The 14,313-nt window shown below is 45.5% G+C and carries 12 protein-coding genes; 8 read left to right on the top strand and 4 right to left on the bottom strand.

The features are described from left to right. Positions 1 to 30: 30 nt before the first annotated feature. A complete protein-coding gene (locus INQ51_RS04470; RefSeq protein WP_233376682.1) occupies positions 31 to 456 on the top strand; it encodes an OsmC family peroxiredoxin in 426 nt (141 codons plus the stop codon). Between the two features lie 194 nt (positions 457 to 650). On the opposite strand, the gene INQ51_RS04475 is transcribed toward INQ51_RS04470, so the two are convergent. Continuing rightward, the gene (locus INQ51_RS04475; RefSeq protein WP_233376683.1) at positions 651 to 2,330 is read right to left on the bottom strand and encodes a DEAD/DEAH box helicase; all 1,680 of its coding nucleotides are present in this window, start codon (positions 2,328 to 2,330) and stop codon (positions 651 to 653) included. A gap of 220 nt (positions 2,331 to 2,550) precedes the next feature. Here INQ51_RS04475 and INQ51_RS04480 point away from each other — a divergent pair, with 220 nt between their 5' ends. The 5 genes from INQ51_RS04480 to INQ51_RS04500 all read left to right on the top strand — a co-directional run bounded on the left by INQ51_RS04480 (position 2,551) and on the right by INQ51_RS04500 (position 8,714). Next, entirely contained in the window at positions 2,551 to 3,381 is an 831-nt protein-coding gene (locus INQ51_RS04480; RefSeq protein ID WP_233376684.1) for an outer membrane beta-barrel protein, read from the top strand. 28 nt (positions 3,382 to 3,409) lie between these two features. Then, positions 3,410 to 4,174 (top strand): creatininase family protein, encoded by a 765-nt coding sequence (locus INQ51_RS04485; RefSeq protein ID WP_233376685.1) that lies wholly within the window; start codon positions 3,410 to 3,412, stop codon positions 4,172 to 4,174. Between the two features lie 463 nt (positions 4,175 to 4,637). Next, the gene (locus INQ51_RS04490; protein ID WP_233376686.1) at positions 4,638 to 6,794 is read left to right on the top strand and encodes a S46 family peptidase; all 2,157 of its coding nucleotides are present in this window, start codon (positions 4,638 to 4,640) and stop codon (positions 6,792 to 6,794) included. Positions 6,795 to 7,289: 495 nt separating this feature from the next. After that, positions 7,290 to 7,751: a ribonuclease HI gene (rnhA, locus tag INQ51_RS04495; protein WP_233376687.1), complete on the top strand. Its 462-nt coding sequence runs from the start codon at positions 7,290 to 7,292 to the stop codon at positions 7,749 to 7,751. Next, complete coding sequence (locus tag INQ51_RS04500; protein ID WP_233376688.1) at positions 7,752 to 8,714, top strand: phosphatidylserine decarboxylase; 963 nt, start codon at positions 7,752 to 7,754, stop codon at positions 8,712 to 8,714. Between the two features lie 17 nt (positions 8,715 to 8,731). Here INQ51_RS04500 and INQ51_RS04505 read toward each other — a convergent pair whose 3' ends face one another. After that, positions 8,732 to 9,178 carry an META domain-containing protein gene (locus INQ51_RS04505; protein WP_233376689.1) on the bottom strand — a complete coding sequence of 149 codons (447 nt, stop codon included), beginning with the start codon at positions 9,176 to 9,178 and terminating at the stop codon, positions 8,732 to 8,734. Between the two features lie 601 nt (positions 9,179 to 9,779). On the opposite strand from INQ51_RS04505, the gene INQ51_RS04510 reads away from it, so the two are divergent. Continuing rightward, a complete protein-coding gene (locus tag INQ51_RS04510) occupies positions 9,780 to 10,175 on the top strand; it encodes a hypothetical protein (RefSeq protein ID WP_233376690.1) in 396 nt (131 codons plus the stop codon). Here the strand turns inward: INQ51_RS04510 and INQ51_RS04515 are convergent. Continuing rightward, complete coding sequence (locus INQ51_RS04515) at positions 10,172 to 10,783, bottom strand: ribonuclease HII (protein WP_233376691.1); 612 nt, start codon at positions 10,781 to 10,783, stop codon at positions 10,172 to 10,174. The genes INQ51_RS04510 and INQ51_RS04515 overlap by 4 nt on opposite strands. Positions 10,784 to 11,617: 834 nt before the next feature. Then, on the bottom strand, positions 11,618 to 12,742 hold the full coding sequence (locus INQ51_RS04520) for a glycosyltransferase family 4 protein (RefSeq protein ID WP_233376692.1): 1,125 nt from the start codon (positions 12,740 to 12,742) through the stop codon (positions 11,618 to 11,620). Between the two features lie 126 nt (positions 12,743 to 12,868). On the opposite strand from INQ51_RS04520, the gene INQ51_RS04525 reads away from it, so the two are divergent. Then, the gene (locus tag INQ51_RS04525; RefSeq protein ID WP_233376693.1) at positions 12,869 to 14,311 is read left to right on the top strand and encodes an oligosaccharide flippase family protein; all 1,443 of its coding nucleotides are present in this window, start codon (positions 12,869 to 12,871) and stop codon (positions 14,309 to 14,311) included. Positions 14,312 to 14,313 lie beyond the last annotated feature (2 nt).

Below are 14,313 nucleotides of genomic sequence, written 5' to 3' on the forward strand. Positions count from 1 at the left end.
CGTCAAAAACCAAAATAAAAATAACAAGTCATGACAGTAAGAAAAGTAAAATCAGTATGGAATGGCACCCTGAAACAAGGTGCAGGTAAAATGGATATAACCGGTTACAGCGGTCCTTTCACGTTCGCTTCCCGTTTTGAAAACGGCAAAGGCACTAATCCGGAAGAACTGGTGGGAGCAGCACACTCAGGCTGTTACTCGATGTTTCTTTCGGCATTGATCAGTGGAGAAGGCCTGACTCCGGAAAGCATTGAAACGGAAGCTTCGGTAACTCTGGGTGAATTGGATGGTGGTCCCGCAATCACCAACATTAAACTGGATTGCACAGTGAAATGCGAAGGCCTGGCTCAGGACAAATTCGAAGAGCTGGCGGCGGCGGCCAAAGCCAAATGCCCGATCTCAAGACTTTATGCCGGAGGTACAGCCACCATTGAGCTGGATGCCAAACTGGTATAGAAAAAGTGAATTTTCACACTGAAAAACACAACAAAACGGGAGCTTCAAAAGGCTCCTTTTTTATTGGCCCAAAAAAAGCATTGATTGGTGATTTGATTGGACCGAAAACAGGATCAGGCCATAAATAATCTCGAAAAAGTAAAACGAAAAAGGCTGCCGGAATCCGACAGCCTTTATATTTCGCTTGTTATATTCTATTTCTTGTGATTCGCGATTTCGATATTCACTTTCTGACCTCTAAAACGTGCATTCTTAAATGCTTTTATTGCGTCTTTCTCAAAACGGTTGTCTACCTCAAAAAATGAAAATCCTTTCAAAACCTCAATACTGCCAATTTCCACGCTTTTGCCGGGCATTTGCTGGTTGATCATATCAATGATCGAACGCTTGCTGATTCCATTTTTCTTACCCAAACTAAAGAAGAACCGCGAGTACTGATAGTCGCCGCGGCGGCCCTTTCCACCTCTCTCGGGGCGGGTGCTATTTTGACGATCTTTCCGGTCTTTCCGATCGTTCCGCCTATCTCTCCGATCATCGTACCCGTTCTCATCTACGTTGATGTCTTGGGCACCTTCGTAATACGTAAGAAAACGGTTGAACTCTACCGAAACAAAATGTTTGATCAGGTCTTCACGGTCGAGCCAGGAAAGTTTTTTGTAGATAACCGGCATAAAAGGCGCTATTTGTTCGTCGTTTACTTCCACCTTTTCTACCTTGTCGATCAGGTTAAAGAGTTGCTTCTCGCAAATTTCTTTACCCTGCGGAACATCCACTTTTACAAACTTCTTCCCTATTTTGCGCTCCACGTCTCTCAGTTTTCCCTTTTCACGCAAGTGAATCAGGGTAATCGAGATACCTTTTTTACCGGCCCTTCCGGTTCTCCCGCTTCGGTGAATGTACACCTCGGGGTCGTCGGGAAGATTGTAGTTAATTACATGGGTCAGATCGTTTACATCCAAACCACGGGCAGCAACGTCGGTGGCTACCAGCATCTGTAAATGTTTTCCGCGGAAACGGGCCATTACATGGTCGCGTTGCGCCTGCGAAAGATCACCGTGAAGCGCATCGGCATTGTATCCGTCCTGCATCAGCTTATCGGCCACCTCTTTGGTTTCCATACGCGTACGACAGAAAATAATGCTGTAAATATTCGGATTGATGTCAGCCACCCGCTTCAACGCAAGATAACGGTCTTTGGCGTGAACCAGGTAATAATGGTGCTCAACGTTTTCAGAACCTGTGTTTTTCTTTCCTACCGAAATTTCGTACGGATCGGACATATAGGTGTTGGCAATCGATACAATCTCTGATGGCATAGTAGCCGAAAACAAAAGTGTTTGTTTTTCAGCCGGAGTATCTTTCAGAATTCCATCCAGGTCGTCTTTAAAGCCCATCGAAAGCATTTCGTCGGCCTCGTCTAATACCAACCACTGAATTTCGTTCACACGCAGTTTACCACGTTTGATCAAATCGAGTGTTCTCCCCGGCGTGCCAACAACTACCTGCGCACCTTTTTCCAATGCGGTAATTTGTTTTCTAATGTCAGCCCCTCCGTACAAAACGGCGATGTTGATTTTTCCCAGATTCTTTGAAAAGTTGCTCAGATCGTTGGCAATCTGCATCGCCAACTCGCGCGTCGGACTCAATATCAACGCCTGCGGCGCCTTTATGTTCGTGTCTATTTGCTGAATAATGGGCAAGCCAAAAGCAGCAGTTTTCCCGGTTCCTGTTTGTGCCAATGCCACCATGTCTTGGTCGCTTTCCAGTAAAAACGGAACTGCTTTTTCCTGTATCGGCGTGGGCTCTATAAATCCCAAATCCTGAATAGCGCTCAGAATTTCAGACCGTAAACCCATTGATTCAAATAAACTCATCTTCTAATTATTAAAAAAGTGGGCGCAAAGGTATTTCTTTTATTTGTATTTCAGTCATTTATGACGTTCTATACCGTAAATTTAACTTTCAGCATGACGTTAAATATGAATTAGTTGCGTCACCAGGCCCCTTCATTTTCAAAATTACGCTTTATTCCGTCTGCTTATTGCATCGATTCCATTAAATTTGCTTAACCGATTTCATTCAAAAAATACGTGTATGAATAGGAACATGCCTTCGAAAACAAGCTTAAACATCCCCCGGATTCTTGCCGTCTTTTTTCTGTTTATGGTTTCAGGCACGGGTGTTTTCGCCCAAAACCGGGATTCAATACCCGAATCGGCAGTAAACCCCGACAAAGCCTTAAAACGAATCCACATACGCCAGATCACCAAAAACGGTTTTAACTTCTGGCAGGACGATTTCTCAGGACATTGGGCGGGTGTTGATTTTGGGTTGAACATGCTTCTCAATCCCGACTATACCGGGTATGCAAGCCAATTTATGGAGATCGACGAACTTCGCTCCAATTCTGCTTATTTCAATGTGCTGCAACAGAGCATTGGGCTTCAACGGAACCGAAACAAAATCGGGCTGGTTACCGGGCTCGGGCTTCATCTTCAAAGCTATCGGCTAAATGACAATACAACCATAGTACGTGATGAGAACAGTGTTATCCAACCTGAAACACTGGTGGCTTACGACAACCAGAAATCAAAGCTGGCCCTGATTTCGTTCATGGTACCGGTGCTTCTGGAATTTCAAGTACCGGTAAACCATTACGACAACCGAATCTATTTCTCGGCTGGAGCTTACGGAGAAGTAAAGCTAAACAGCCACACCAAGGTAAAATACAAAATCGACCAAAAGGAAAAGCTGAAAGTAGTGGATCATTTTTCGCTGCGCGACTTTCGCTACGGACTGATGGTACGAACCGGCTACCGGAGCGTTAACTTTTTTGCCACCTACGACCTGGTTCCGTTGTTCCGCGACGAAAGAGGCCCCGAACTCACACCCTTTACTGTAGGCATTACGCTCATCAGGTTCTGATATCACTTATTAATAAATATACATTCGCATGAAACCATACATTCTGGAGCAAACCAACTGGAAACAGATAAAACACACAAAATACGATGTAGCGGTACTTCCGTGGGGAGCCACCGAACCCCACAACTACCACCTGCCCTATGGAACCGACTCGCTGGAAACGGCAAAAATAACGGAAGACGCAGCAGCCAAAGCATGGGAAGCAGGCACCAAAGTGATGGTATTGCCGGTAATTCCGCTCGGAAGTCAGAATACAGGGCAGGTAGATATGCCTTTCTGTCTGCACACCCCTCCGTCAACACAGCTTTTAATTTTAAAAGACATTGTTACGTCACTCAACCGCCAGGGAATAAAAAAGCTGGTGATCATGAACGGCCACGGAGGCAACACTTTCAAATCTCTGATCCGGGAACTTCAACCGCAATTCCCCGAAATGTTTCTTTCACTGGTGGAATGGTTCAGTGTTCCTATCCGTGAAAACTATTTTGAAGAAGACGGCGACCATGCCAACGAAATGGAGACGAGCATTATCCTGCATTACTTTCCTGAACTGGTTTTGCCGCTGGAAGAAGCCGGTGATGGCAGTTCAAAAACCCATAAACTAAAAGGCATTCGCGAAAAAACAGCCTGGGCCCCGCGTCAATGGGACAAAATTTCGGACGACACCGGAATCGGAAATCCGAAAAAAGCCACTGCCGAAAAAGGAAAAATGTTTGTGGAAGATGTAAGCAATACCATTGCCTCCTATTTTACAGAACTGGCGCTTTGCGACATTCACGACCTTTACGAATAAAGCGAGCTTCCATCAAAGTGCTAAACCACGATACATTGAAATAGCCAGACATAAGTCTTGAATAAAATTCGATGGTTGGAAAGCAGCAATGAATGATGAATTTCGATTAACGATTGTAGATTGACGATTGAAAAACAGCAGCGGTTCGTGCAAAATGCACAATAAAATTTCTTACTGAACTACCATTGGAAATAGGCAACACAAAGCGGACTGTCCTATTTTTATCGATCCCGGAATCGAAAAATGGTATTGCCTGAAAATAATTTCCCCCCAGGTGTAACATTTGCACTTTGTGTGATACCTATGGTGAAACCTGACCGGGACAAGACCTGATTTCTTTTGAATACCAACCGATGTATGTGTTAAATTGGTTATGCAGATCAATTTAATAGATAAATGTCACTATTGAAAGTGTAGGGAAAAATTATATTTGCAACTTTTATCAAAATTGAAACGAAAAATAATGATTAGAAAGATTAAGCTCCTGCTGTTACTTACCGTGTTTACTATCGGTACTGTAGTAGCTGATGAAGGGATGTGGCTGCCATCGCTTATTCACAAGTTGAATATTAATACGATGCAGCAAATGGGATGCGAGTTAAGTGCCGACGACATCTATAGTATTAACCACTCGAGCCTGAAAGACGCCATTGTAGCGCTCGACCGCGGATCGTGTACGGCAGAAGTGGTTTCAAAAGACGGTCTGTTGTTAACCAACCACCACTGTGGTTTTGGCGAAATTCAACAGCATTCGAGTGTTGAGCACGATTACCTGGAAGATGGTTTCTGGGCCATGAGCCGCGAAGAAGAGCTTCCGAACCCGGGTAAAACAGTTACTTTCCTGGTTAGAGTAGAAGATGTAACAGCGAAAGTTCTGGAGAATGTTAACGACGACATGACCGAAGAAGCAAGAGACAAAGCGGTTAACGCAGCACTCGATAAACTGGTAAAAGAAGCCAAAGCCGATACGCATTACGAAGTTTATGCCCGCGACTTTTTCAATTCAAACCAGTTCTTTCTTTTTGTGACCGAAACGTTCAGAGATGTGCGTTTGGTAGGAGCTCCTCCGCAGGCACTGGGTAAATTTGGCGGCGACACCGACAACTGGATGTGGCCCCGTCATACCAACGATTTTTCGATGTTCCGTATCTATTGCGGACCTGATGGGAAACCTGCCGACTATTCAGAAGACAATGTTCCTTATCAGCCTAAACACTTTTTACCGATTTCGCTGAAAGGTGTTCAGGAAGGCGACTTTGCCATGGTTTTTGGCTACCCGGGAAGAACCAGCCGTTACAAAACTTCTTACGGCATCGACTACACCATGAAGGTGACCAACACTGCGCGTATTGTGGTTCGTGAGAAAAAACTGGAGATTATTGCCGATTACATGGCATCGAGCCAAAAAGCAAAAATCCAGTATGCATCGAAACATGCCAGCAGCGCTAACTATTACAAGAACTCCATTGGGATGAACCAGGCTTTGACCAAGCTAAAGGTTATCGACCAGAAAAAAGCGCTGGAAAACCAGTTCACAACCTGGCTGAATGCCGACCCGGCAAGAAAAGCCAAATACAGCGAAGCACTTGACCTGATAAAAGATTATTACTCGGATGTTGAAAACGACAAAGCCCGTGAATTCATGACCGAAGCCTTGCTGAGAGGCCCGGAGATCTTCACTTTTGCCAACCGTGTAAAACCACTGATGGAAATGTTAAAAGACCCGGTTGGCAACAAAGACCGGATCGAACGTTACTCCGATTTCCTGAAAGCAATGACGGAAAGCTATTTCAAAGATTATGATGCCGCTACCGACCAGAAACTGACTGCTGCCTTGATGGAAGTGTATGCACAGGAAAACAAGGCAATCTTCCAGCCGGCTTGCTACCAGGTTATTCAGAAAAAATACAAAGGCGATTACGATAAATTCGCAGAGCAGCTGTTCAAAAAAACCATTTTTGACAACCAGGAAGAATACCTCGCATTTTTGGACAACCCAAGTCTGAAAGTACTGGAAAAGGACATGGCCTTTCAAACAGCGGTTGAAATTTTTGACAAATACAACCAGATCAGGGAAGCCATTGATACCCGCAGCGACATCCTGAAAAAGGGACAAAGATTGTTTGTGGCCGGTTTGATGGAAATGCAGCCCGACAAGAAATTCTACCCCGATGCCAACTCAACCATGCGTCTTACTTACGGTAAAGTGTTGGATTACGATCCGCGCGACGGTGTAACCTACAAGTACTACACCACTACCGACGGTTACCTGGAGAAAGAAATCCCGGGCGATTACGAATTCAACGTACCGGCCCGCATGAAAGAGTTGTTGCTCGCAAAAGATTACGGCCAGTATGCCGATGCTGACGGAACACTCCACGCTTGTTTTATCACCAACAACGACATCACCGGAGGAAACTCGGGAAGCCCGGTTATCAACGGCAAAGGTGAACTGATCGGTATTGCTTTCGACGGTAACTGGGAAGCCATGAGCGGCGACCTTGCCTTTGAGGACAACCTGCAACGCTGTATCAATGTCGATATCCGCTTTGTTTTGTGGGTAATCGATGTGTATGCCGGTGCCGATCACCTCATCGAGGAAATGGAAATTATCCGATAATATTTCAGAAGATATATGAGAAGTAAAACCTCGTCAGTTTTGGCGGGGTTTTCTTTTTATAAGATTTAAAGGAATGAGCATGGAGTCCTGAAAGGGACTAAATATGAATATCCGTGAGTGAAACGCACGGTGAAGGACGGTCAGTAGATTTCAGCCCTGAAAAGGATTGAATAAATTCAGATAAAAATTTTATCGCCATAACCAACCGATGGCGAGATAAAGACCAAACGTCGTTCCCCCCTTCAGGGTTGAGGAGACAGGCATTCAGCCACCACCGGTTATACCGGCGGTTATTCAAGTTTAGTCCTTTCAGGACATATTATTTACGCACCGTTCCAAAAGATTAATGTATCCCCAAAGTACTGAGAATAAAAATTACAGAAACCAAACGTCAACGCCTACACTGCAATCCCCACTTATTTGTTTATTACGAATAATACTCCCTATTTTGCACTCAGTACTATTTTCTCACTACTCTGTACTCAAAATTTATAAATGGCCCGACCGAAAATAACGATATACACTGATGGCGCAGCGCGCGGAAACCCCGGACCGGGTGGTTACGGCATTGTTTTATTGTCGGGGGAATTCCGCAAAGAACTCTCGGAAGGATACAAACTGACCACCAACAACCGGATGGAATTGCTCGCCGTGATTGTTGCCCTCGAAACGCTCAAAATTCCCGGAAGCGAAGTCACCATTTACACCGATTCGAGGTATGTGTCCGACGCCGTTGAAAAAGGATGGGTGTTCAACTGGGTGAAAAACCGGTTTAAAGGGAAAAAAAATCCCGATCTTTGGATGCGTTTTCTGGAGATTTACAAAAATCACCTGGTTAAATTTGTTTGGGTGAAAGGGCATGCCAACAACCCGCTCAACGAACGCTGCGACCAGTTGGCGGTGGAGGCTTCATTTAAAGCAGATCTGTTGGAGGATGTGGGGTATAAACCGGAATAGATGAGAAATTTGAGTTGGGCACTTCTTCTTCTGGCTTTTGTTGCGTGCAGCCAGAAAGAGGAAGCAGATAAAAAAATGGAAACCATAAAATACATAGAAAGAGCAAGCGGGGAACTGAAAACCGAAAATGTTCCCAGCGAAGGAATGTTGCACTGGCTGTACGCTTCAGCTACCGGCAAACTTACGCTCAATCTGTTGTTTAAACGGAAGCTTGTTTCGGCCCTGGGTGGCTGGTACATGAACACCCGCTGGTCGGCCAGGCGAACCGCTGATTTTGTCAAGGAACATCGCATCGACATGAACGAATACGCCGTTTCGAATGTTGATGACTACAAAACCTTCAATGACTTTTTCTACCGCAAGCTAAAAGCTGGTGCGCGGCCCATTGGCGAACACGTAGTTTCTCCTGCCGACGGAAAGATCCTGGTTTTTCCTACCCTCAGTGATGTGGACTTGTTTTTTGTAAAGGGATCGGAATTTTCATTGCAGAGCTTTCTGTGTAACGACGAACTCACAAAGAAATATGCCAACGGTTCCATGGCCATTGTACGGCTGGCACCGCCCGACTATCACCGCTACCATTTTCCGGCCTCGGGCACCGCTTCCGAATCCGTAAAAATCAAAGGACATTACTACTCGGTTTCACCACTGGCTTTGCGCGGCAGTCTCGAGATTTTTTGCCAGAACAAACGCGAATACGCTACCTTGCAAACAGCCGAGTACGGCGATATTCTGATCATGGATGTGGGCGCTACCATGGTGGGAAGCATCATTCAGACTTACTCGCCCGGGCGGGTAGAAAAAGGCAGCGAGAAAGGCTATTTTGCCTTTGGCGGATCAACACTGGTGCTGCTTTTTGAAGCGGGAAAAATTAGCTTTGATGCCGACCTGGTTCAGCATACACAAAACGGACTGGAAACCACCATACGCATGGGCGAAAACATTGCTTTGGGCAACCAATAGCGGCGCATGTCAAGGCCTTATTCCGAAGGTTCAACAACAGCAAAAACCAGTTTACAATCCTCGCAACTGATGCTGAGTCTCTTCTTGTCGATTGAGTAAGTTTTGGCCGTAATAAAACTGTTTACAAAAAGCGTTTCCCATTGCATACGCAGGAGTGGCTCGCAATACTTCTCCGTTCCCTGCCCAACATTGTATATTTTGATTGAATTGCCGCCGCTTAAGGAGTAACTTCCGAAAGTGTAATTACACAAGTTGACCAAATCAATGTTGCCGTTTTCTTTAAAGGAAATTTCAAAATCATTGATAGTGGAAGGAAAATTGGATGCGATGCCTGATTCGTCAATTATCTGTTCCAGTTTCCATTCGGTATTAACAATCGGGCCGGTTTTCACATCGTCGTCCGATTTTTCGCAGGCCATAAGTACCATCATCAACAAACCCATCCAAAGAAGTTTTCCTTTCATGACAATTTTGGGGTAAGATGATTCTACAGGTCGTTTGGTTGCGTTGGTTATTATATAAAGTGGGTATTCAACGAATCAGGGCTATTAATGCCTCCTTTTTTCTGCTGAACAACAAACGTACTGACTACGTTCCCTCCCTTTTCTTCTGGACAGCAAACGTACTGAGTACATCGTTTCACTTTTCATCCGAGCAACAAACGTACTGAGTACATTCCTTCACTTTTCCTTCGGGGAACAAACGTATTGAGTACGGTGCTTCCTTTTTCGCCCGGGGATGGAACGTTACGGTAACGTTGGCTCCGGTTGCTTGCTTCAGCGTTTCATAAGTTCAGTGTAATGAATGAAAGGTTCACTTCAATAACCACTTGACGCTGCTTCAATCCAGAGGCTGTTACCACAAAGCAGGAAAAGAGAACCGTTCTTTATTTTAATCAACGCATAAAGAACGGTTCTTTAAGCTGGCACAGGGCAGACAGAAATGGTATCTTCTTCTGAAATTGGTTCTAAGGCCGGGGGCTACCCGAAACTAGCTATTTATTTCAAAATAAAGCACTTTGGACGCAACCATTTCCTGGAAATTATCATCTGAAATTAAAAAAACATGTATAAGCTCCTTTACGTATTGTTTCCGGTGTTACTGATGATTTCATGCGATCATGAAATTGAAAATCCGAATAATCTGAAGTTGTTGGGACTGGATGATATTAAACGGGAATACCAGATTGCAGATAGTTTAAACTACCTCCCCGACAGAAGCAATATTGACACCACTACCCTTATTTTAGGAATGGATGAGCGAAACGGAAAAGTTGTAATACGATCGTGTCAGACACGGGGATTTGGCTGTATTCTGGTGACGAACTATTACACCATTCTTTACCAAGATTGCGACTCAATTTGTTGCAAAAAAAGCGGGAACTGGCTGGTTGATTATGTCGGCTTTGCAGGATTTCGTTCTCCCGTAGGATGCGAACCAGACACTACCGGGAATCATTAAAGATCCAACACCAGCTGCTCATCGAGCAGGCGGAACGACATGCGGTGGTATTTGGTGGGCCCGTGTTCCCGGATGGCAGCACGGTGTTTTTTAGTGGGGTAACCTTTGTTTTTGTCCCAGTCGTAGTGCGGGAACTCCCTGTGAATGTTCAGCATGAAATCGTCGCGGTAGGTTTTGGCCAGCACCGAGGCTGCCGCAATGGAATAAAAGCGCCCGTCGCCCTTTACCATGCAGGTGTACGAAATGTCGCCCTGCGTGCGAAAACGGTTTCCGTCGATCAGCAAATGCTCCGGTTTTATTTTGAGTTGCGCCACTGCCCTGTTCATGGCAAGAAACGAGGCATTCAGGATATTAACCTCATCAATTTCATGATTGTCCACCGCAACAACGGCCCATGCCAGCGCCTGTTCTTCGATTACCGGGCGAAGCTGGTAGCGTTGTTTTTCGGTAAGCTGTTTCGAATCGTTTAGCAATTGGTTTTCAAAAACAGCGGGCAAAATTACCGCCGCGGCAAATACCGGCCCCGCCAGACATCCGCGCCCGGCTTCGTCGCAACCGGCCTCCACTTGCCCCTCTTTAAAATATGATAGTAGCTTTTGTTTCTTCATGCTAAATTGAGCTTACTGATATAATTGCGAAACTGAGACTGATTACTCAATCCTTCTTCAATCACAAATCGTTAATCATCATTCTCCAATCAATTCCTCTTGCCATACTGCGAAATTGTAAAAATGTGGTTTTATTTCCAACATTTAACCACTTATGCCCGGTCTTGCTCCAAAGAACCTTTACACATTGCCGAAGGGCAGAGCGTGGAGCGCGGGCTTGTTTGCGTCAATATCCCCAGGGCATTGCCCCGGGCTGACAAGCCACGCCCTTTCAGGGCTTTCTCACGGAATTGCCAAACTGTAAAATCGCTAAACTGATAAACTGTGACTGAATACTGAGACTGCGACTTATCACTCAATCCTTCTTCAATCACAAATCGTTAATCATCATTCTCCAATCAATTCCTCTTGCCATACTGCGAAATTGTAAAAATGTGGTTTTATTTCCAACATTTAACCACTTATGCCCGGTCTTGCTCCAAAGAACCTTTACACATTGCCGAAGGGCAGAGCGTGGAGCGCGGGCTTGTTTGCGTCAATATCCCCAGGGCATTGCCCCGGGCTGACAAGCCACGCCCTTTCAGGGCTTTCTCACGGAATTGCCAAACTGTAAAATCGCTAAACTGATAAACTGTGACTGAATACTGAGACTGAATACTGAGACTGCGACTTATCACTCAATCCTTCTTCAATCACAAATCGTTAATCATCATTCCTAAATCAATTCCTCCATCCTTCGACTCCGCTCAGGATGACATTCTGTAAGCTAAGACTGAATACTGAGACTGCGACTCTCTGAACTTTGAACTCTAAACTTTGAACTCCGAACTCCCCTCACTGCAGCGCTTTCTCCACGCTCATCCAAAGCAGGCGTGCGGTTTCGTCCCAGCTAAATTTATTTTTCTGAATAAATCCCTTTTCAACCAAGGTTTTCCGAAGATCGCAATCCTCGTGAATCCGCAACATGGCATCGGCGATCTGATCGATCTTTAACGGATCGGCGTACATCACAGCACCCCCGCCCACTTCCGGAATAGACGTGGTGTTGGAACAAATCACAGGTATGCCGGCGCTCATTGCCTCCACTATCGGGATTCCGAAGCCTTCGAAAAAAGGCACAAAAGTCAGGGCCAGCGCGCCTCCAAAAATATCGTGCAGCTCTTTGCTCGACACCCGCCCGGTAAAAATCACATCGTTCCGGTAGCGCATGTTTTCGTAGGTCTCGTGGATATCGCCGGTTTTGTGCATTTCGCCTCCCACCACCACCATTTTGGTGGCATCGCCTTTCACGCTTTTAAACGCATCAAAAGCCTTTAACAGCCCGCTCACGTTCTTCCGCGGATGCAGCGCGCCAACAAACAAAAAGTAATCAGCACCCCCGGTGTAACGCTTTTTCACCTCCACTTTCTCTTTTTCCGAGATGGGTTCGAAAATCTGGTTGATACCGTCGTACACCACATCAATTTTATCGTAATCAACCTTGTACGAACGCGTAATATCTTCTTTCGAATAAAAGGAAACCGTGGCAATGCGCCGGGCAATGCGCGCAAACTTCGGGAAAAAGTGGTTGTAGTATTTCGCCTTTAACCACGGAAGATCGTCGGGGCGGTGCACAAAATTTATATCGTGGATCACGCCCAGCTGCGGCACTTTTGTCCGCAACGAAAGGTACCCGTCGGGCGACAAGAACAGGTTGGCTTTGTATTTTTTCAGGATGCGCGGAATCTGGTATTCAAACCACAAATACCACAACACCGGGTGCCGTGTGGGAGGTCCAACCACCACGGGTTTAACATTCTCTGAAAAAACATAATCGGGGCTGTACGGCCGGTCAAAAAGAAAAATGAATTCGTGTTCGGGATGATTCAGCGTCATCCGCTTCAGGGTTTCATACGTGAACCACCCGATTCCTTCCAGTTTTCCTTTGATCAGTAAACGCGTGTTTACGGCAATAATCATGCTGTCGGTTTCTAATTTTCGTAAATGTACAAAGATTGTGGTGATTATTCCCGCTTGCGTATATTCAATATTTCTTACTTTTAAGCGTTCAAAAAACAAGCGAGATATCCACCTAATACCGGTAGTTTGAAACGAAAATTTGTAACAAACCTGCTCCTGCTCCTTTTCCTGAATCTGCTGATCAAGCCATTTTGGATATTTGGCATCGACCGCACGGTTCAGAACTCGGTGGGCGACGAAAACTACGGTTTGTATTTTGCGCTTTTCAACTTTTCGATGCTGCTGAATATTTTGCTCGATGTGGGGATCACCAACTACAACAACCGCAATATTTCGCGTTACAGCTTTTTGCTCCCCAAGCATCTTTCGCACATTATCGGGCTGAAATTTATGCTCGCCGTTGTGTATGCGCTGTTTACACTGGGGGTAGCCGCCATAATCGGGTATAACAACTTGCAGTTTCATTTGCTCGCTTTTCTTATTTTGAACCAGTTTTTGATTTCCTTCACGCTGTACCTCCGGTCCAACATCAGCGCACTTCAGCTGTTTCGCACCGACAGCCTGATCTCGGTGCTCGACCGCAGCCTGATGATCATTATCTGCAGCCTTTTGCTGTTTACCAATGTTTTTCGGATCGAATTTACCATCAACTGGTTTGTATACGCCCAAACCATGGCTTACGGCCTCACTTCGCTGATTACCTTATTGATTGTTCTGAAGAAATCGGGGCGAATAAAAATCCAGTTTGACCCGGCTTTTTTCAGGGTGTTTTTGAAGAAATCGTATCCGTACGCGCTCCTGATTTTGCTGATGTCGTTTTACAACCGCATCGATTCGGTGATGCTCGAACGCCTGCTGCCACACCCCATCGGGAAAGAACAGGCGGGAATTTATGCACAGGCTTTCCGCCTGCTGGACGCCGTTTCGATGTTTGGGGTTTTGTTTGCCGGACTGCTGCTTCCCATTTTCGCCAAAATGCTGAAGCAAAAAGAACACGTGGGACAAATGGTGAAGCTGTCGTTTACACTGCTGATCGTTCCGGCCATAATCATTGCAGTTTCCAGCATCTATTACAACAGCGAAATCATGAACCTGTTGTACCATGCCAACACCGAAAATTCGGCAGACCTGCTGGGCATTCTAATGACCGGTTTTATTGGCATTGCAATGACCTATATTTTCGGCACGCTGCTTACCGCCAACGGCAGCATGAAACAGCTCAACACCATGGCCTTTACAGGAATGATATTAAATATTACACTGAATATTATACTGATTCCCAAATACCAGGCACACGGCTCGGCATGGGCCAGCCTGGCAACACAGCTTTTTACCGGCGGAACACAACTGGTGCTGGCACTAATCATATTTCGCCTAAACCCGGGGATTAAATACATTTTTCAGCTGCTTCTTTTTACCGGCCTCGTGGTGGTGCTGGGCACTCTTTCAAAGGAAATCGACAACTGGCTGCTGGGCTACGCTTTCCTGGTGGCAGCATCGGTAATTTCTGCCGTGGCGCTTAAACTTTTTAATCTGAAAAACCTTTATGAAATTATCAGATACAAATAAAC

Origin of the sequence: Maribellus sp. CM-23 (assembly GCF_021354595.1) — a bacterium.
GTDB lineage: Bacteria > Bacteroidota > Bacteroidia > Bacteroidales > Prolixibacteraceae > Draconibacterium.

What these genes read in the sequence shown, in the direction of transcription:
- INQ51_RS04520 (WP_233376692.1), bottom strand. Translation starts at nt 12,742, where the DNA reads ATGATTATTGCCGTAAACACGCGTTTACTGATCAAAGGAAAACTGGAA.
- INQ51_RS04485 (WP_233376685.1), top strand. Translation starts at nt 3,410, where the DNA reads ATGAAACCATACATTCTGGAGCAAACCAACTGGAAACAGATAAAACAC.
- INQ51_RS04480 (WP_233376684.1), top strand. Translation starts at nt 2,551, where the DNA reads ATGAATAGGAACATGCCTTCGAAAACAAGCTTAAACATCCCCCGGATT.
- rnhA (WP_233376687.1), top strand. Translation starts at nt 7,290, where the DNA reads ATGGCCCGACCGAAAATAACGATATACACTGATGGCGCAGCGCGCGGA.
- INQ51_RS04470 (WP_233376682.1), top strand. Translation starts at nt 31, where the DNA reads ATGACAGTAAGAAAAGTAAAATCAGTATGGAATGGCACCCTGAAACAA.
- INQ51_RS04500 (WP_233376688.1), top strand. Translation starts at nt 7,752, where the DNA reads ATGAGAAATTTGAGTTGGGCACTTCTTCTTCTGGCTTTTGTTGCGTGC.
- INQ51_RS04475 (WP_233376683.1), bottom strand. Translation starts at nt 2,330, where the DNA reads ATGAGTTTATTTGAATCAATGGGTTTACGGTCTGAAATTCTGAGCGCT.
- INQ51_RS04505 (WP_233376689.1), bottom strand. Translation starts at nt 9,178, where the DNA reads ATGAAAGGAAAACTTCTTTGGATGGGTTTGTTGATGATGGTACTTATG.
- INQ51_RS04510 (WP_233376690.1), top strand. Translation starts at nt 9,780, where the DNA reads ATGTATAAGCTCCTTTACGTATTGTTTCCGGTGTTACTGATGATTTCA.
- INQ51_RS04515 (WP_233376691.1), bottom strand. Translation starts at nt 10,783, where the DNA reads ATGAAGAAACAAAAGCTACTATCATATTTTAAAGAGGGGCAAGTGGAG.
- INQ51_RS04490 (WP_233376686.1), top strand. Translation starts at nt 4,638, where the DNA reads ATGATTAGAAAGATTAAGCTCCTGCTGTTACTTACCGTGTTTACTATC.